This window comes from Erwinia sp. OLFS4, assembly GCF_002752165.1.
Classification (GTDB): Bacteria; Pseudomonadota; Gammaproteobacteria; order Enterobacterales; family Enterobacteriaceae; genus Izhakiella.
In genome coordinates this window covers 1-18,831 of sequence record NZ_MOMB01000010.1, presented here as the reverse complement: position 1 = coordinate 18,831, position 18,831 = coordinate 1, and the positions used below count along the sequence as shown (strand labels likewise).

Sequence of the window (18,831 nt, the reverse complement as noted above, 5' to 3'; positions counted from 1 at the left end):
ACAGCACGCCAGTACGGCTAAGCAGATTTACGTAGCAACCCCTGCTTTTTCAGCCAGATAAGCAGAATGGAAATCGCGGCCGGCGTGATACCGGAAATACGCGAGGCCTGACCAATCGAACCGGGTTTATGGTCATTCAGCTTGGCCCTGACTTCATTTGACAGGCCGCTTACCTGCAGATAGTCGAGATCGACAGGTAACAAGGTATTTTCATTACGCATCTGACGCAGGATCTCTTCCTGCTGGCGGGCAATATAACCTTCATATTTCACCTGAATTTCAACCTGTTCGGCGGCCTGATCATCCGCCAGCGCATCACCAAAGGTGCTTAATGTCATCAGCTGCTGGTAAGTCATTTCCGGCCGACGCAACAAATCTTCGCCGTTTGCTTCTTTAGTCAGCGGCGCACTGAGCAGGGCATTAATTTCAGCCACATTGCTGGATTTCGGGTGCAACCAGGTATCGCGTAATCGCTGGCGTTCACGCTCTATCTGCTCAAGTTTCTGGTTGTAGCGCGCCCAGCGGATATCATCCACCAGACCCAGTTCACGGCCTATTGCCGTCAGACGTAAATCAGCATTGTCTTCCCGTAGCAGCAAACGATATTCCGCCCGTGAAGTGAACATACGATAGGGTTCTTTCGTCCCCAGCGTACAAAGGTCATCGACCAGCACACCAAGGTAAGCCTGGTCACGACGTGGCGCCCAGCCCTCTTTTTCGGCTGAGAAGCGGGCAGCATTGAGCCCCGCCAGTAATCCCTGAGCAGCCGCTTCCTCGTAACCGGTAGTACCATTGATCTGGCCGGCAAAAAACAGTCCGTGAATAAACTTGTTTTCCAGTGTTGATTTTAGATCGCGCGGATCGAAGAAATCATATTCAATGGCGTAGCCTGGACGGACGATGCGGGCATTTTCCATCCCCTTGATTGAACGTACTATCTGCATCTGAACATCAAAAGGCAGACTGGTAGAAATTCCGTTGGGATAAATTTCGTTGCTGGTCAGGCCTTCCGGTTCCAGAAAGATCTGGTGTGCAGTGCGATCGGCAAAACGCACGACTTTATCTTCAATTGACGGGCAGTAACGAGGACCTATTCCTTCAATAATACCGGCAAACATCGGGCTACGATCGAGGTTTTTACGGATAGTGTCATGGGTTTGTTCATTGGTATAGGTCATCCAGCATGGCATCTGTTGTGGATGCTGATCGGCACTGCCCATGAATGAAAACACCGGCATTGGGTTATCACCATGCTGGGTAGCCAGCTGGGTAAAATCAATACTGCGGGCATCAATACGCGGCGGCGTTCCGGTTTTAAGGCGACTAACGCGTAACGGTAATTCACGCAGTCTGCGGGCAAGCGGTATTGAAGGGGGATCGCCGGCGCGACCTCCGCTGTAATTATCCATACCGATATGGATTTTCCCATCAAGGAAAGTGCCAACGGTGAGCACTACGGCTTTGGCTTTGAATTTAAGCCCCATTTGAGTGACAACGCCGACAACCCGGTGGTTTTCCACAATCAGATCATCCACCGCTTGCTGGAAGATCATCAAGTTGGGTTGGTTTTCCAGTGCACTGCGCACCGCCTGACGATACAGCACGCGATCGGCTTGTGCCCGGGTAGCACGGACCGCCGGACCTTTACTCGCGTTTAGTATTCTAAACTGAATACCGGCCTTGTCGGTTGCAGTGGCCATCAATCCACCGAGCGCATCAACCTCTTTAACCAGATGACCTTTGCCAATACCACCAATTGCAGGGTTGCAGGACATCTGGCCCAGCGTATCGATATTGTGGGTTAACAACAGGGTTTGCTGACCCGTGCGGGCAGCAGCCATAGCCGCTTCTGTCCCTGCATGACCACCACCAATAACGATGACGTCAAAAGGATCTGGATAAAACATGGTACTGCACCTCGTAGCGATGGGTGATCGATGCCCGGGTTGAGGATTCTACTTAAATTCGTCCTCGGGTAAAAGCGGCAGGATCGTCGGTATTAAAAAGAAGATCTTTTTTATTTAAAGATCTCTTTGTTAGATCTTCTATTAGGATCGAATCAGCTTGTGGATAACCCATTATACTATTTTTATATCAATAGGTTATTCTATTTTTTTAACTGTGAATGATCGGTGATCCCAGCCAGCATAAGCTGGGATCTAAATAGCTTGTTATTCACAGGTATCGCCAGGGTCATGGCTTATCCTTTGGATAATAACCGGTTTTAAGCTGAAAAAAGACAGGTTTATCCACAGAATAAAGGCCAGCGATCGCACAAAAAGGCGATCGGCTGGCCCGATCGGACGGTTACTGCAAATGTTGTTGCCAGATCGTCAGCCAGTTTTCGGCTGGATCTTCCGGAATTTCGTGTTCCAGAACGTCAATTTTTAGCGTTTCACCGAGTTGTCTGGCGCCACAGGCCTGCATGGCATCATTGATTTTGTCAATTGCGCCACAAAATAGATCGTATTCGCGATTGCCGATACCAATCGCACCATAGCGCACCTGACTGAGATCGGGTTTTTGTTCAACCAGCTGATCCAGCAGCGGTTGCAGATTATCCGGAAGATCGCCCGCGCCATGGGTGGAGGTCACAATCAGCCACAGGCCTTGTTCTGGTAATTCAGTCAGCTCCGGGCCATGTAATACCTCAGAGGAATAGCCAGCGGCTTCCAGTTTTTCTGCCAGATGTTCTGCCACATATTCGGCGCTGCCGAGGGTACTTCCACTGATAAAGGTAATATCTGCCATAACGGTTCCAGGATCCGGCTTAATAAAGGAGCATATTGTAAGCTGTGATCAAACTCAGATCTACCTGTGGATAATTGGGGTTATTCGCTGGATAAGCTATAAACCCTTACTAATAAACAGGCTGAATAATGGGGAAAAAAAATGGCGGATAGCTATACCCTGGATGTGGATAACCTTATCACACTTAAGGTTTAATGGTTCGTATGATCGGGTTTTGCAATGAAATCAGGGTTTCTGTGGACTGAATCTGTTCTATGGTCTGTATTTTATTAATCAGTACCTGCTGCAGTGCATCTATCGACCGGCACATGACTTTAATAAAAATGCTGTAATGTCCCGTGGTGTAGTAGGCTTCGACGACTTCGTCGAGGCTCTCCAGTTGGGCCAGTGCGGCAGGATAATCCCGGGCGCTTTTCAGAATAATGCCAATAAAACAGGTAACATCATAACCGAGCCGCCTGGGATTAATCTCTACGCGGGTGCCTTCAATGATGCCGGCCTGACGCATCTTTTCGACACGAACATGTATTGTTCCCGGGCTGACGTGAAATTGCTTTGCCAGCTCAGCATAGGCGGTTCGGGCATTATCCCTTAGCGCATTGAGGATGCCGCGATCCAAATCGTCAATTTGCATATTTTCAGCCATGAACAGATTTTCCTGATTGATCGAAGTAATACAGGGATAAAATTTGCGTTATCGCCAGCCACGGAGCAAGAAAAATATATTTTTTTAAAAAATATCGGCAAAAAGCATGTAACCGGTCGGGAAAAGTGCCCTTTTCCGCGACCAGTGAGGATTTAGCCGGAAAAATCAGCGTTTACGCCATAATGTCACCTGAGCCAGAGTATGCTGATATTTGCGGGCGGTTTCTCTGATCACAAAGGGGATATCCTGCGGCGGTGCGATTTCTTCAAACTCGTCAGTCAGTAAACGTTGTAAGGCCTGATAGCTGTTCAGGGCTTCGCCATTTTCCCTTATTCCGCCCAGCCACTCACTGCGATCGGTATAGTCCTCAAGCCAGGTCCAGGGTGAGGAAAGCAGCAGCACGCCACCCGGAGAGATCATTGTTGCGATATCCCGCAGGAAACGCCGGGGCTGGCGCAGACGATCGAGTAAATTAGCGGCCAGAACTAAATCGTAGCGCTGTGGCTGGGGTTTAAGATTGCAGGCATCGCCCTGAATAAATTGCACTTTACCGGCGGTGATGCTGTCAATTCCGGCCTCTTTCAGACGGATTTGGCGGTATTCCACCAGATCGCCTTCTGTGGCTATTACATAGCGAAAGTCTTGCCCGCTGACCAGCTGTAATGCCACATCAATGAAGCGGGCGCTGTAATCCATGCCAGTAACCGCGTCAAAATGGCGTGCCAGCTCAAAGCTGGCGCGCCCTGTTGCACAACCAATATCCAGAGCATGACCGTGTTGTTGAATGTGCGGTAAAGCGAGACTAACCAGCTGTCGGGCATAATTAGTGACACCGAAATATGAAGGGCCGTACTGAAATTCAAGATACTGTGACACCATGGTGTCGCTTTCATAGGGATTCTGCTTAATGTTTTCCTGGTGTTCAGAAACAACATAGCGAAAACCTGCATGCTGAAAAAAATGACGCCGGAAAGCGTAGCGTGATGATTTCAGCGCTTCATTACCGGTAGAAATCCAGCTGCCGCCTTTAATTAGTGAGTGCTTGCCATCAAATGTAGGCGTTGAAAAATCATCATAGAGGGGATGAACCCGGAAGCCTTCAAAACCGTTGATTGGCGTGCTGGTCCACTGCCAGACATTTCCCACCAGATCGTAAAATTCCCCCTGACGAAAGGTATCTACCGGACAGGATGATGCCCACCACGCCAGATTGATATTTCCCGGCGGTTGCTGCCATTGTGGTTGATCGCCCGCTATGGCTTCACGCAGACGATACCATTCGCTTTCACTGGGCAGCTGTACTGTCAAGCCGGTCTGCGCTGCTTTCCAGCGGCAAAATGCCGCCGCTTCCAGCTGATTGACTTCCACCGGCCAGTCCCATGGCATCGCGACTTCTTCCGTCATCAGACGCAGTTTAAGGCCATCCGGGTTTTCAGGTTCTCCGACCCAGAAGGTTGGCATAATGGCGCTGGTATACTCACGCCAGCCACGTCCTTCATCATCCCACCAGCGTGACTGATGATAGCCACCATCCTGAACAAAGTGCAGAAATTCAGCATTACTTACCAGCATCTGGCTGGCCTGAAAGTCGCTGATATCATGGACCTGGCGGCCATATTCATTGTCCCAGCCGTAGGTATCATCGGTTTTTCCTAGCGTTACCCGGCCACCTGCGACAGTAAGCAGGCGGTTTTCCGGCACCTGGTCGCGTTGATAGCGCGCCAGCGGGCAGGCGGGCCAGTGAGGCTGAGGCTGCACCCATTCAACAGGCAGCTGACGAATTAATACGCTGGAGGTCTCAAGGTGAATACGTTCATGTTCAATGCCCATAAGAATCACCCAGGCCGGGCTGTTCCAGCTTACAGGTAACGTCAGCGGCAGGGTTTTGATGACTGCGATAACCTGATTTTTTACCCGATTGCGGTAATCCTGCAGCTGGCTGATGTCGGGCCATTGATAATGGTTGTCATCAAGATCGTCCCAGCTCATTTCATCAACACCAATAGCCATCATGGCTTCAATACTGGCGTCAAGACGCTGATCGATAAGCTGACCTGCCATCAGTTTATTGATGTAAAACGTTGCGGTATGCCCATAATAAAAGATTAGCGGGTGGCGCAGCGGGATTGCTTTTGTATACCAGGCCCGGGGATCGCGCAGGCAGCTAAACAGGCTTTCATACAGTTCCCAGGTCTGAATAAAATAATTTAGCAGCTGCTGGCGTTTTTCTTCGCTGTTATCACCGCTAAGCAAAAGCGTGCGGGTTGGCGCAGGTAAACCGGCTGCTGGTGTGATTGCGTCTGTCATGGCTTTCCATTTTTTTAGTTGTTTAAAGCACAAATATGACTATAGCAAAATCGTTTTGCCTTTCTGTGTCATTCAGCGGCGTAGCTGACGGAACAGACGACTTTTGAGGCTGGTATCAAAATGCCAGATGTAGTCAAAAATACCCAGAATGCCGGGTTTACCGTGATCGGACATCGCCACAGCATGGAAACGTTGTTGCAGCCGTTGCTGATGCTGCTGGACTTTATTACTGAGTTTTTCAGGCAGCCGCTGCGCAATAAAATCGGAGATAATTACCGCGTCGGCAAGCTGCCACTGTGGACTGACGATACGGTTTAAAACCTCTTCCAGACAGCCAGCCAGGTTAGTGCCGCCGCGAAACCGCTGGCTGAGAAAGCGTATGGCCTGACTGATTCCGTCATCTGCGGTTAATTCATAGACAATCACCTGATGCGAAAACAGCATTAACAGGCAGCGGCGGTGTTCGCTGAGGGCAATTTTTAACAATGCCAGACAGAAGGCTTTTGCACAGCGCTCGTTAAATCCGCCCATTGAACCTGAAGTATCAACACAAATAATGAAAGGGCCACGCGGTTGCTGCTGCTGGTGATGCTCATGGGCAGGATGCCGAATCTGTTTTTGCCGCCAGCCTTCGCCCTGCAGGCGGTATGTCAGCAGGCGCTTTTCCACCAGACGGCGGTAAAATTCAATCTCAAGCTCACTGATACCGAGGGTCGCCAGTTCTGGCGGTAGCAGGCGTAGAATATCATCACTCTGATGGATACCGCTGACTTGTTCCGGCACGCTGGCTGGTTCACGTACCTTTTGATGAAAAATCTCACTTTCTGTCCGGTGTACCTGTGCCACTTTTGCTTCCCGGCTACGACCCAGCTGTTGCGCCAGCGCGCTGAGTTCTGGCTGATGCATCAGAAAATCACCATATTGCAAAATAAGCTGATAATCAGCCGGTTGTAATGCCGCGTGGCTCATATCCCATAGCTGCCCGGCACTGGTTTCATTTTCTGCCAGAACCGGTGCTAGCTGTCCGCTCATGGTCAATCGTTGCTGAAGTTCTGCCAGCAATTTTTCCCGCTCTTGCTCCAGCAGGGATTGATTAATCGTCAGGGTTTGCAACGTCAGACTCAGGCGCCAGCGCTGTAAAAACAGGGTGCGCTGGGCGTTGCTGAAAATGCGGTCTCCGTTCATTGCCACCAGGCTGGCCGCTTCGCTGGCAAAGGGGGAATGGTAACGTTTTAGTGCGCTGAGAATGGCCGGTAATTGTTGATTGAAAACGCCGGTATTAACGGTCTGGTTTTGTTGAAAAAGCGCAAATTCCTGCGCCAGATCGACCGGGGCTGCCGTGGTTTGTAAACGATCGCGAATTTCTGTTTTCCAGCGCGGTATATCACGCAACAGCGCCTGCTTTAGCACAGGATAGGTATCGAAAAATGCAACCAGCTGCGGTGTGGCCAGCAGCGTTGCAATCAGATCTTCAATCATCTCATTTTCGCTGATTGCCAGAAATACGCTGAGGGTGTCCAGTGAAATCATTACCATGCCGCCTGCAGCTGGCTTGCTACCTGTTGCAGGCTGGTTTCAATACGTGCCAGCCAGTCTTCGTCGATAAACAGGCAGCGCTGATGCTGGCTGAACAATCTCCGCTGGGCGTCCAGCTGGTTTTGCAGCGTGTTGAGCGCTTGTTTTATTTCTTCTGGCATGGCATGTGGCGTGGCATCCGGTAGGGTTAGCCGTGAAGCCTGCAGGCTGATATCGCGTACCGTCAGGTAGCCTTGCGGGTCAATGTGTAAGTCCAGTTGCAGAGGATTGCCGATGCCGTTTAACCTGGCGAGGGCCTGGGTGCCTTTATGCAGCCAGTTTTGCAAATTTTCGCGCGTAATCATCAGGTGGGTGATTGGCCTGTCATGCAGATGCAAGGTTTTTTCCAGCATCAGCGTCAACGTCTCGCCACATAGGTTTTGCGGTAATTCGAAGTGAGATTTCCGGCTCAACAGGCTGCTGTGTTTTTCCAGGCAGATAGCCTGACCTGCATTATGCTGCTGTTTTAGCGCCAGATGACGAGCGTTGATTTGCTGCAGATGCAGCAGCATGGACTGCTGCTGCCAGGCCTGCTGGGTGAGCAGATTTTCTATTTCCCGTTCCAGCAGTGCCTGAGAAGCCCGATCGTGCCATAAACAGTCTTTAAGCAGAATAAGATCAATCGGGGCAATGCACTGGCGTCCGTTGTAAAAGGCACTGGCCTGCAGAAGATGAAGCGCTTTTTTCCAACGACGATCGGAAATATAAGGCGCGTCGGGCAGCGTTTCCAGTTGTTGTCTTAGCTGGAAGATAAGTTCGAAAACGTCGTCCGGGAGGGTAACTTTACTGATACCTGACTGCCATAGCTGAAATTCTTCGTCGGTAACACACAGCGAAGCCGCAACCGGATTGCTGTTTTCATCGCCCTGATGAGTCAGCATGTTACGAAAATTGTGTTTTTCATGCACATTATCCAGCCACAGACGAATAAGCATACGATCATAGAGTGCTTCCAGTCCGCTGTCGGCTTCCGGTAATTCATTTGATGCCGTCACCAGTAGCCGCATTGGGATAGGTTCTTCAACGTCACCATTACGGAAGCGACGCTCATTTATCGCGGTGAGCAGGGTGTTCAGAATGGCAGGACCGGCTTTCCATATTTCATCAAGAAAAACAATTTCTGCGCTGGGCAGATAGCCTGTGGTCAGCCGCTGATAACGCCCTTCATCTTTTAACGCCTGAATGGAAAGCGGCCCGAATACTTCCTCCGGCGTGGAGAAGCGCGTCATCAGGTATTCAAATGCGCGGGCATGCTGAAAGGCAAATTTAAGCCGGCGGGCAATTAAGCTTTTAGCGATGCCTGGCGGGCCCAGCAGGAAAACGCTTTCGCCGCAAAGCGCCGCCAGCAGGCATAAACGAATGGCATGCTGACGTTCATATAATCCTTTTTCCAGCGCATGACTTAATCTGGCGATGCGTTCAGCTAGTAGAGAAGAGTCGGCCATAATCTGTCTTTCATCCTGTTTCTTTAAGCTCGCCTGAGCCTGCGATGCTGGCGACGGCACAAACTACTGGTTATCATGCAAGAAAGAGTTGATATCAGACAGCTTTTTAGTGTTAAAACGTTAACAGAGCGGGGATAGCGCCGCCTGAGGTACTATTAAGAGTAGGCTTTTACGTTGATTCAGGCATACTGTGCGGTTTTTGATGTCTCCTGTCGCGCCTTTTTGCGTCCATGAGCGCCAACTAAAGAAGAGTTTATGAATCCCGACAAAAAGCAGTCCCTTGGCGCTGTTACTGTAGCAGCCATCGGCGTGGTATACGGTGATATTGGCACCAGCCCACTCTACACTTTGCGTGAGTGCCTTTCCGGCCAGTTTGGTTTTGGCGTAGAACGGGAAGCCGTATTCGGTTTTCTGTCGTTAATATTCTGGTTGTTGATATTAGTCGTTTCCCTGAAATATATCAGCTATGTGATGCGTGCAGACAATGCCGGTGAAGGTGGTATCCTGACGTTAATGTCACTGGCTGGCCGCAATACCGGTGCCCGTGTGACGGCGGTTCTGCTGATTACCGGACTGATTGGCGGCAGTTTTTTCTATGGTGAAGTTGTCATTACGCCAGCAGTTTCAGTCCTTTCCGCCATAGAAGGTCTTGAAATTGCAGCCCCTTCGCTGGATGCTTATATTGTTCCACTGGCTATCAGCGTACTGACGCTGCTGTTTGCTATTCAGAAACACGGTACCGGTATTGTTGGCCGATTGTTTGCGCCGATTATGTTACTGTGGTTTATTGTGCTGGCTGTTCTTGGCGCACGTGCTGTGATGGCCAATCCCGATGTACTGCTGGCACTTAATCCCCGCTGGGCAGTTAACTTTTTTGTTGAATATAAATCGGTTTCTTTCTTTGCCCTTGGCGCGGTGGTACTGGCTATAACCGGCGTGGAAGCGCTCTATGCCGATATGGGACATTTTGGCAAATTACCGATCCGTCTGGCATGGTTCAGTGTGGTATTACCGTCGCTGGTGCTGAACTATTTCGGCCAGGGGGCACTGTTGCTAAAACATCCGGAAGCCATAAAAAACCCCTTCTTTTTACTGGCACCGGAATGGGCGCTGATTCCTCTGCTTATTCTGGCGACGCTGGCAACGGTGATCGCCTCACAGGCTGTCATTTCCGGCGTTTTTTCTCTGACCCGCCAGGCCGTTCGTCTGGGTTATCTGCCGCCGATGCGAATTATTCATACCTCTGAAGAAGAGTCCGGCCAGATTTATGTTCCTTTCATCAACTGGTTACTTTATATCTCTGTGTTGCTGGTGATTGTGGGATTCAAACACTCCAGCAACCTCGCGGCGGCCTATGGTATAGCCGTAACCGGAACCATGGTGCTTACCGCCATTCTGTGTAGTACCGTCGCTATCAAAAACTGGCACTGGAATCGTTATCTGGTAACGCTGATTCTGCTGTGCATGCTGTGTATTGATTTGTCGCTATTTTCTGCCAATCTGGTGAAGGTTTTCTCCGGTGGCTGGCTGCCGCTCAGCCTCGGGATGATTATGTTTATCGTGATGACTACCTGGAAAAGCGAACGTTTTCGTCTGCTGCGTCGCATGAATGAACACGGCAATTCACTGGAAGCAATGATCGCCTCACTGGAAAAATCACCGCCGGTTCGCGTGCAGGGAACGGCGGTTTATATGTCGCGGGCGCTGAATGTTATCCCGTTTGCTTTGTTACATAATCTTAAGCATAACAAAGTGTTACATGAGCGTGTCGTTTTGCTTACCCTGCGTACTGAAGACGCGCCTTATGTCCACAATGTACGTCGCGTCACTATTGAGCAGCTTTCACCTACCTTCTGGCGGGTGGTGGCTAGTTATGGCTGGCGTGAAACACCAAACGTTGAAGAAATATTCCATCGCTGTGGCCTGGAAGGACTCAACTGCCGGATGATGGAAACTTCGTTCTTTATGTCGCATGAATCATTGATTATCGGCAAACGCCCCTGGTATTTGCGTCTGCGCGGCAAGCTATTTCTGGCTTTGCAGCGTAATGCGTTACGTGCCCCCGACCAGTTTGAAATACCGCCTAACCGGGTGATTGAACTTGGTACACAAATCGAAGTGTAACCCCTCCCCGCGACGTTGCTGGCGTCAGCCAGTTTTAGCTGATAAATAAGACCGGCGTGTCCGGTCTGTTAGTTGTCTACTTTTCATTTCCGCACTTTTCTTTATTGCTCATAATTAGCAGCGAAACGTTTCGATAGCGATCACAATTTTCCTGTTTTTTGATTGTCAGTTGCCAGATATTGACCGACACTCGGCGCCAGCGAAACGTTTCGCCCGGGAGGAATAATGAAAAAAGGCAGCCTGCTTCAGTCCGATATTTGCGCGCTGATTGCCCGTTTAGGCCATACCGATACGCTGCTAGTTGCGGATGCCGGTTTCCCTATTCCTGATGGCCCCCAGCGTATTGATCTGGCTCTGACACAGGGCGTACCTAGCTTTTTACAAGTAATAGAGCAGGTTACCAGTGAGATGCAGGTTGAACGCGTGACGCTGGCAGAAGAAGTTTGTCAGCATAATGCGTTAATGCATCGTCAGCTTATGGCAGCGATTGATGCTTTACAGCAACGCCAGGGAAATACCATTGCGATTGATTATGTCAGTCACCAGAATCTGAAGCAGCTGAGCCGTCAGAGTCGGGGCGTGGTACGTAGTGGGGAATGTACCCCTTATTCCAATATTCTGCTCCATGCAGGCGTCACTTTTTGAGGTAACGATGGAACCGTTACTGCAACTGAGCGGAATTGAAAAATCTTTTCCAGGCGTAAAGGCTCTTTCCGGCGCTTCACTTAACGTTTATCCCGGACGGGTAATGGCGCTGGTTGGCGAAAATGGTGCCGGCAAATCCACCATGATGAAAGTTATGACCGGGATTTATCCGCGGGATGCGGGTTCGTTGAAATGGCTGGGGGAAGAGGTTTCGTTCAGTGGGCCAAAATCTTCTCAGGATGCTGGTATCGGGATTATTCATCAGGAACTTAACCTGATACCTGAACTTAGCGTGGCGGAAAATATTTTTCTTGGCCGTGAAATAACCAACCGCTTCGGCAAAATTGACTGGCGACAAATCTATCAGCAGGCGGATAACCTGCTAAAACGTCTCAATCTGCGCTTTAGCAGCCGTCAGCTGGTGGCTAATTTGTCAATTGGCGATCAGCAAATGGTTGAGATTGCCAAAGTACTCAGCTTTAAATCACGCGTCATCATTATGGATGAACCCACTGATGCGTTGACCGATACCGAAACCGCTTCGTTGTTTCATGTTATCCGGGATCTTAAGGCACAGGGATGTGGCATTGTTTATATTTCTCACCGCCTGAAAGAAATTTTTGATATTTGCGATGACGTGACGGTTTTTCGCGATGGCCAGTTTATTGCTGAGCGATCGGTAAACGAACTGGATGAAGACTCGCTGATTGAGATGATGGTCGGGCGCAAGCTGGAAGAGCAATATCCTCACCTCGACAAAGCACCCGGCAGGCTATGCCTTGAAGTGGAAAAGTTGAGCGGTCCTGGGGTTAATGGTGTGAGTTTTTCTCTTCATCGGGGAGAGATTCTCGGTATTTCCGGGCTAATGGGTGCTGGGCGAACCGAACTGATGAAAATTCTTTATGGTGCTTTACCGCGCACCGGCGGCACCATGCGTTTGAACGGCAGGATGGTGATGACGCGTTCACCCGAAGAGGGTCTGGAAAACGGTATCGTCTATATCTCTGAAGATCGTAAACGCGATGGCCTGATATCAGGAATGTCAGTGAAAGAGAACATGTCGCTGACAGCGCTACGTTACTTTAGTCACCGGGGCGGTCAGATAAAACATGCTGCGGAGAAACTGGCAGTGGGCGATTTTATTCGTCTCTTTAATGTGAAAACGCCGTCAATGAATCAGCAGGTTGGTCTGCTGTCTGGCGGTAATCAGCAGAAAATTGCCATTGTCCGTGGGTTGATGACCCGACCTGACGTACTGATTCTTGATGAACCGACCCGAGGGGTGGATGTCGGTGCAAAAAAAGAAATTTATCAGCTAATTAATCAGTTCAAAGATCAAGGGCTGAGTATTTTGCTGGTCTCATCGGAAATGCCGGAGGTGTTAGGAATGAGTGACCGTATTCTGGTGATGCATGAAGGCCGTGTAAGCGGAATGTTTTCCAGGGAGCAAGCCACCCAGGAAGTGCTGATGGCAGCAGCAGTCGGTAAGCAACCAGGAGAATGTTTGCTATGAGCAGCGGCGTTGTGACCTCCCAGTCTCGCTGGTTAAGCAAAGCGTGGCTTCTTGAACAAAAATCACTGATTGCCTTACTGGTGTTGATTGCCGTTGTGGCATTTCTGAGCCCGAATTTTTTTACCGTAAGTAATCTGCTCAATATTCTGCAACAGACCTCGGTCAATGCCATCATGGCTGTTGGCATGACGCTGGTTATTCTGACATCAGGTATTGACCTCTCCGTTGGATCGCTGCTGGCCTTAACCGGCGCAATTGCAGCCTCGCTGGTGGGGATTGAGGTCAATGCGCTGTTGGCGCTTGTGGCCTGCCTGGCTGCCGGTGCGCTGATTGGCGCGCTTACCGGCGTTATTGTGGCAAAAGGCAACGTTCAGGCATTTATCGCGACGCTGGTGATGATGCTTTTGTTGCGTGGGGCGACTTTGGTTTATACCAACGGCAGCCCGATTAATACCGGTTTTGATGCCAACGCCGATCTGTTTGGCTGGTTTGGTATTGGCCGTTTGCTGGGCATTCCTGTCCCGGTCTGGCTGATGGCCCTGGTGTTTTTGCTGGCCTGGTACATGCTGCACCATACCCGCCTTGGGCGATATATCTATGCGCTCGGGGGGAATGAAGCCGCCACACGTCTGTCAGGGATTCGCGTTGATCGGATAAAAATAGTGGTTTATTCCCTCTGCGGCCTGCTGGCCGCTCTGGCCAGCACCATTGAAGTCGCTCGTTTATCTTCGGCGCAACCCACGGCGGGGACAGGATATGAGCTTGATGCTATTGCAGCGGTTGTGCTGGGTGGCACCAGTCTGGCGGGTGGCAAAGGGCGGATAAGCGGAACTTTGATTGGTGCACTGATCCTCGGTTTTCTCAATAACGGCCTTAATTTACTGAGCGTTTCCGCTTATTACCAGATGATTGTCAAAGCGGCGGTGATTCTGGTTGCGGTGCTTATTGACAATAAAAGCAACAAATAAACCTCACCCTACAGGAGCGTAAAAAATGAAAAAAATACTTTCACTGGCGGCGTTATTTTCTCTGGTTTTCTCTGCCAGTGCACTGGCCAAAGATAGCATTGCACTGGTTATTTCAACGCTGAATAACCCGTTCTTTGTTTCGTTAAAAGAAGGGGCGCAAAAAGAGGCCAGTAAACTGGGCTATAACCTGATTGTGCTGGATTCGCAAAACAATCCGGCGAAAGAATTAGCTAACGTGCAGGATCTGACGGTACGTGGGACCAAAGTACTATTAATTAATCCGACAGATTCAGATGCTGTCGGTAACGCGGTAAAAATGGCAAATCAGGCAAATATCCCGGTGATTACCCTTGATCGGGTCGCTTCTGCCGGTGACGTTATCAGTCACGTGGCTTCTGATAACCGCGTAGGGGGGAAAATGGCCGGGGATTTTATTGCTAAAAAATTAGCCGATGGCGCCCGGGTGATAGAGCTACAGGGTATTGCCGGTACTTCTGCCGCCCGTGAACGGGGTGAGGGATTTGCTCAGGCCATTAAAGCACACCATTTTCACGTTGTTGCCAGCCAGCCCGCTGATTTTGATCGCACCCGCGGCCTGAATGTGATGCAAAATCTGTTAACCGCACATCCGGATGTTCAGGCGGTGTTTGCCCAGAATGATGAAATGGCGTTAGGTGCCTTACGTGCATTACAGACTGCCGGAAAAAGCGATGTTATTGTGGTGGGTTTTGATGGTACCGCTGATGGTATCAAAGCCGTTGAGAGCGGTAAGATGGCGGCCACGGTCGCCCAGCGCCCCGATCAGATTGGCGTTATTGGTGTAGATACCGCAGATAAGGTGCTTAAAGGCGAAAAAGTACAGAAAATTATTCCGGTCGATTTGAATCTGGTTACGCAAAAATAATAGGTTATTATGCCGTCTGTCAGTCAGGCGGCTCAATTTAATGCGGGATGTTCCAGTGATGACAAAACGTGGAAAACTGGCTGTACTGGGGAGTATTAATGCCGATCACATCCTTAATTTACCGCAGTTTCCGCGCCCTGGGGAAACGGTGATCGGGAAACATTATCAGATAGCTTATGGTGGCAAAGGCGCTAACCAGGCTGTCGCCGCTGGACGTGCCGGGGCGGATGTTACTTTTATTGCCTGCATTGGTTGTGACGATATCGGCAGTCAGATGCGTGAGCAGTTTCGCTGTGATGGCATTAAGGTGGATGCTATTGATGAGGTTGAAGATGAAGCAACCGGCGTGGCGCTGATTTATGTTAACGGTGAAGGTGAAAACGCCATCGGTATTTATGCCGGCGCAAACCGGGCACTGACACCCGAACGGGTCAGTAAGCGCCAGCAAATTATTGCCGAGGCGGACGCACTGCTGATTCAGCTTGAGTCACCTTTGGAAAGCGTACAGCTGGCAGCGGAAATTGCGGTAAAAAATGGGAGTAAAGTGATTCTGAATCCGGCACCGGCAACCCGGCTCAGCGATCAATTTCTGGCGCTAATAGATATTATTACGCCCAATGAAACCGAAGCGCAGATCCTGACCGGTATCGTGGTCAATGACGACCAGAGTGCTGCCAGCGCGGCGCAGCTGTTGCATCAGAAAGGCATTCCAACGGTCATTATTACCCTTGGCAGCCGCGGTGTCTGGCTGAGTGAACAGGGTCGCGGTAAGCGCATCGCCGGATTTAAAGTGGATGCTGTCGATACTATTGCCGCCGGTGATACCTTCAACGGCGCGCTGATCACGGCACTGCTGGAGTCACAATCAATGGATAACGCGATTCTCTTTGCCCATGCCGCTGCTGCCATTGCCGTGACGCGATCTGGCGCGCAATCGTCGGTACCCCGTCGGCAAGAGATCGATCGTTTTCTGCAGCAGCAGAGGTGAGTAACGTGGCTACCATGAAAGATGTCGCCCGTAAGGCAGGGGTTTCTACGTCAACGGTTTCCCATGTGATTAACAATAACCGCTTTGTCAGCGAAGCGGTGCGAATTAAGGTTGAGCAGGCGATTAGCGCATTAAATTATGCGCCGTCGGCGCTGGCCCGCAGCTTAAAAATGAATCAGACCCGTACTATTGGTATGGTGCTGTCTGCCAGCAGCAACCCTTTTTATTCGGAAGTGGTGCGCGGTGTTGAGCGAAGTTGTTATGAGCGTGGTTATAGCCTGATATTGTGTAATACCGATGGCGATGAAGATCGGATGAATCGTAGCCTGGAGTCGTTACTACAAAAACGCGTCGACGGTTTGCTGATGATGTGCACGGAATGTTATCCGCCTTCGCCTGAAATTCTCGCCCGCTATCCCTCCATTGCAACGGTGATAATGGACTGGGCGCCCTTTAATGGCGACAGCGATATTATTCAGGATAATTCTCTGGTCGGTGGCGAGCTTGCTACACGTTTCCTGATTGAGCAGGGATATCGTGAAATAGCTTGTATTGCCGGCCCCCAGGACAAAACGCCGGCCAGACTACGGCTTGCTGGCTTTCATCGGGCAATGGCGGCTGCCAGCCTTAGTGTGAAACCGGAATATCTGGTATACGGTGATTTTGAGTTTTCCGGCGGTTATCAGGCAATGAAACAGCTACTGATGCTGGAAAGGCCGCCTCATGCTGTTTTTACCAGCAATGATGCGATGGCGGTAGGAGGCTATCATGCCATTTATGAAGCCGGACTGGCGGTTGCCAAAGATATTGCGGTGATGGGATATGATGATATTGAACTGGCGCGTTATCTTTGTCCGCCACTTTCCACGATCCATCAGCCCAAAGATGATTTAGGGGAACTGGCAATCGATACGCTATTACACCGGATGGTCAATCCTGATGCTGATCAACAGGTATTAGTACTGACGCCAGAACTTATTGTACGCGGATCGGTTATGGCTCGTTAAGCTCACTTTTTGCCTTTCTTTTCGCTGTCACTGATTAAATTACGCCCATCACCTTTCTTCAACAGCAAAAATACCGCCGACGCTAGCACCGTGATAACACCCATGGTAATGAAGGTTGCATGAAATTGTGCAACGGTGGTGGTGTTGAAATTTTGATAGAACCGCAGAACGGCGGCGCTGATTGCTACGCCAAAACCAATAGCAAGCTGCTGGGTTACCGCCAGAATGCTATTACCGCTGCTGGCAGTATCGTCGGTCAGATCAGCGAGTGTGATGGTGTTCATGGCGGTAAACTGCGTTGACATGGCCATTCCCAGTACAAACAGTGCGATCAATAACCAGATAATACTGTTTTGTGGTGACTGCAGCGCAAAACTGGCAATCAGAATGCCAATAATAATGCTAATGCCAACCAGCGTTTTGCGGTAACCATGCCAGCGAAGCAATTGGGTCACCGTAGATTTTGCAATGATTGAGCCAATAGCGGTTGGTGCCATCATACAGCCAGCAATTATAGCCTGGTAGCCAAATCCCACCTGCAGCATTAACGGCATCAGAAAGGGTATTGCGCCGGTTCCCAGCCGGCTGGCGATGTTGCCGGCAATGCCGACAGAAAAGGTCCGTGTTCTGAACATTGGCAGGTCGATCAGTGGACCAGGATGGCGACGGGCGTGGGCAATATAAAGAAGCAGTAAAATGCCCCCACTAACTAACACCGCGCTGGCAACCGGGTAGCTGGCAATCTGTTCACCAAAAAGCTCCAGTCCGCTGGATATGAGCACTAATCCCAGACCAAACAGTAAAAAACCCAGCAGGTCAAAGCGGCGCTTAGGGGTGGTGAAGTTAGGCATGTAGCGACCGGCATAAAAGATGCCGATTAAGCCAATAGGAATATTAATCAGGAATATCCAGTGCCAGGTTGCCCAGGTAACCAGTACTCCCCCCAGCAGCGGCCCCATTATCGGCCCCACCAGGCCGGGCATGGTGACAAAGTTCAGCACCGGCAGCAGTTCGCTACGGGGGTAGGCGCGCAGAAGCGCCAGTCTGGCAACCGGCATCATCATTGCGCCGCCGATGCCCTGAATAACGCGTGAAATAACCAGCATTGTTAGTGAGCCTGATAACGCACATAGCAGCGAACCAAAACTGAACAATGAGACGGCAATAACAAAAACCCGACGGGTGCCGTAACGATCGGCCAGCCAGCCACTAATCGGTATCAGTAACGCGACCGTTAGCGTATAGCTGATAACCGCGGACTGCATGGCAAGGGGGGAGTGGTTCAGACTGCGCGCAATCGCAGGTATGGCAGTATTGAGGATAGTGGCATCCAGAGATTGCATAAAAAAAGCCATCGCCGCAATCCAGGGAAGGCCAGCCATACTGCGTGCGGATTTAATCATCTGACGTCATCCTTCTTGTCGACGAAAGGCAAAAAGTTAATGACAACATCATAGCATTGTTGGCTGGCCAGAAGGCGCCGTATGTGCCGGTAATATTGCTTATGTTTACAACGAAAAGCCTTTCTTTTAAGCGTTTGAGGGTAAAAAAACAGCTATCAGACTTTTTTTTGTAATAAACCCTTGTCAGCTGGTTTCATCTCCCTATAATCCGCCTCCACTGACAGGGCACGGCGGCAACGCGTGCAGGTCAGGCCCGGCACTAACGGGGAGCAGAGAAAAATTCAGAAAAATGAATTGACTCTGCAGGAGGAAAGCGTAATATACGCCACCTCGCGACAGCAGGCGTAATGCCGGTCGCAGCGCTCTTTAACAATTTATCAGACAATCTGTGTGGGCACTCGCAGGATTGATATGGCAAAACTATTTGCAGTATCAAGTCTTGAAGAGTGAACGCGTAAATTCATTACGTAACCGTCGGGTTTAAATACCGGACGGAGAGTTTAATTCTTTGAGCATCAGACACTTTTAAATTGAAGAGTTTGATCATGGCTCAGA

14 protein-coding genes are annotated in these 18,831 nt (G+C 50.2%); 7 read left to right on the top strand and 7 right to left on the bottom strand.

The annotated features are described in order from the left end of the window. Positions 1 to 17: 17 nt before the first annotated feature. The 6 genes from mnmG to ravA all read right to left on the bottom strand — a co-directional run bounded on the left by mnmG (position 18) and on the right by ravA (position 8,724). The gene (gene mnmG / locus BL249_RS04205) at positions 18 to 1,907 is read right to left on the bottom strand and encodes a tRNA uridine-5-carboxymethylaminomethyl(34) synthesis enzyme MnmG (protein ID WP_099707394.1); all 1,890 of its coding nucleotides are present in this window, start codon (positions 1,905 to 1,907) and stop codon (positions 18 to 20) included. Between the two features lie 400 nt (positions 1,908 to 2,307). Then, positions 2,308 to 2,751, bottom strand: coding sequence for an FMN-binding protein MioC (mioC, locus tag BL249_RS04200; protein WP_099707395.1), 444 nt, complete (start codon positions 2,749 to 2,751; stop codon positions 2,308 to 2,310). 184 nt (positions 2,752 to 2,935) lie between these two features. After that, positions 2,936 to 3,397 (bottom strand): transcriptional regulator AsnC, encoded by a 462-nt coding sequence (asnC, locus tag BL249_RS04195; RefSeq protein ID WP_099707396.1) that lies wholly within the window; start codon positions 3,395 to 3,397, stop codon positions 2,936 to 2,938. 165 nt (positions 3,398 to 3,562) lie between these two features. Continuing rightward, a complete protein-coding gene (gene ovoA, locus BL249_RS04190) occupies positions 3,563 to 5,704 on the bottom strand; it encodes a 5-histidylcysteine sulfoxide synthase (RefSeq protein WP_099707397.1) in 2,142 nt (713 codons plus the stop codon). A gap of 72 nt (positions 5,705 to 5,776) precedes the next feature. Further along, positions 5,777 to 7,234, bottom strand: a complete 1,458-nt coding sequence (gene viaA, locus BL249_RS04185; protein ID WP_099707398.1) for an ATPase RavA stimulator ViaA — start codon at positions 7,232 to 7,234, stop codon at positions 5,777 to 5,779. Then, on the bottom strand, positions 7,234 to 8,724 hold the full coding sequence (gene ravA, locus BL249_RS04180) for an ATPase RavA (RefSeq protein ID WP_099707399.1): 1,491 nt from the start codon (positions 8,722 to 8,724) through the stop codon (positions 7,234 to 7,236). Before ravA ends, viaA begins: the two co-directional genes overlap by 1 nt. Before the next feature lie 255 nt (positions 8,725 to 8,979). Here ravA and kup point away from each other — a divergent pair, with 255 nt between their 5' ends. The 7 genes from kup (at position 8,980) to rbsR (ending at position 16,873) form a co-directional block, all read left to right on the top strand. Beyond that, positions 8,980 to 10,848 (top strand): low affinity potassium transporter Kup, encoded by a 1,869-nt coding sequence (gene kup / locus BL249_RS04175; protein ID WP_099707400.1) that lies wholly within the window; start codon positions 8,980 to 8,982, stop codon positions 10,846 to 10,848. A gap of 225 nt (positions 10,849 to 11,073) precedes the next feature. Then, complete coding sequence (gene rbsD, locus BL249_RS04170; protein WP_099707401.1) at positions 11,074 to 11,493, top strand: D-ribose pyranase; 420 nt, start codon at positions 11,074 to 11,076, stop codon at positions 11,491 to 11,493. Between the two features lie 7 nt (positions 11,494 to 11,500). Then, on the top strand, positions 11,501 to 13,006 hold the full coding sequence (gene rbsA, locus BL249_RS04165) for a ribose ABC transporter ATP-binding protein RbsA (protein WP_099707402.1): 1,506 nt from the start codon (positions 11,501 to 11,503) through the stop codon (positions 13,004 to 13,006). Next, on the top strand, positions 13,003 to 13,974 hold the full coding sequence (gene rbsC, locus BL249_RS04160) for a ribose ABC transporter permease (RefSeq protein ID WP_099707403.1): 972 nt from the start codon (positions 13,003 to 13,005) through the stop codon (positions 13,972 to 13,974). Before rbsA ends, rbsC begins: the two co-directional genes overlap by 4 nt. Before the next feature lie 25 nt (positions 13,975 to 13,999). Beyond that, a complete protein-coding gene (gene rbsB, locus BL249_RS04155; RefSeq protein WP_099707404.1) occupies positions 14,000 to 14,878 on the top strand; it encodes a ribose ABC transporter substrate-binding protein RbsB in 879 nt (292 codons plus the stop codon). 58 nt (positions 14,879 to 14,936) lie between these two features. Continuing rightward, positions 14,937 to 15,866 (top strand): ribokinase, encoded by a 930-nt coding sequence (rbsK, locus tag BL249_RS04150; protein ID WP_099707407.1) that lies wholly within the window; start codon positions 14,937 to 14,939, stop codon positions 15,864 to 15,866. A 5-nt stretch (positions 15,867 to 15,871) separates the two neighbouring features. Beyond that, positions 15,872 to 16,873, top strand: a complete 1,002-nt coding sequence (rbsR, locus tag BL249_RS04145; RefSeq protein ID WP_241898834.1) for a ribose operon transcriptional repressor RbsR — start codon at positions 15,872 to 15,874, stop codon at positions 16,871 to 16,873. A gap of 2 nt (positions 16,874 to 16,875) precedes the next feature. On the opposite strand, the gene BL249_RS04140 is transcribed toward rbsR, so the two are convergent. Then, a complete protein-coding gene (locus BL249_RS04140) occupies positions 16,876 to 18,276 on the bottom strand; it encodes a DHA2 family efflux MFS transporter permease subunit (RefSeq protein WP_099707405.1) in 1,401 nt (466 codons plus the stop codon). Between the last annotated feature and the right edge of the window lie 555 nt (positions 18,277 to 18,831).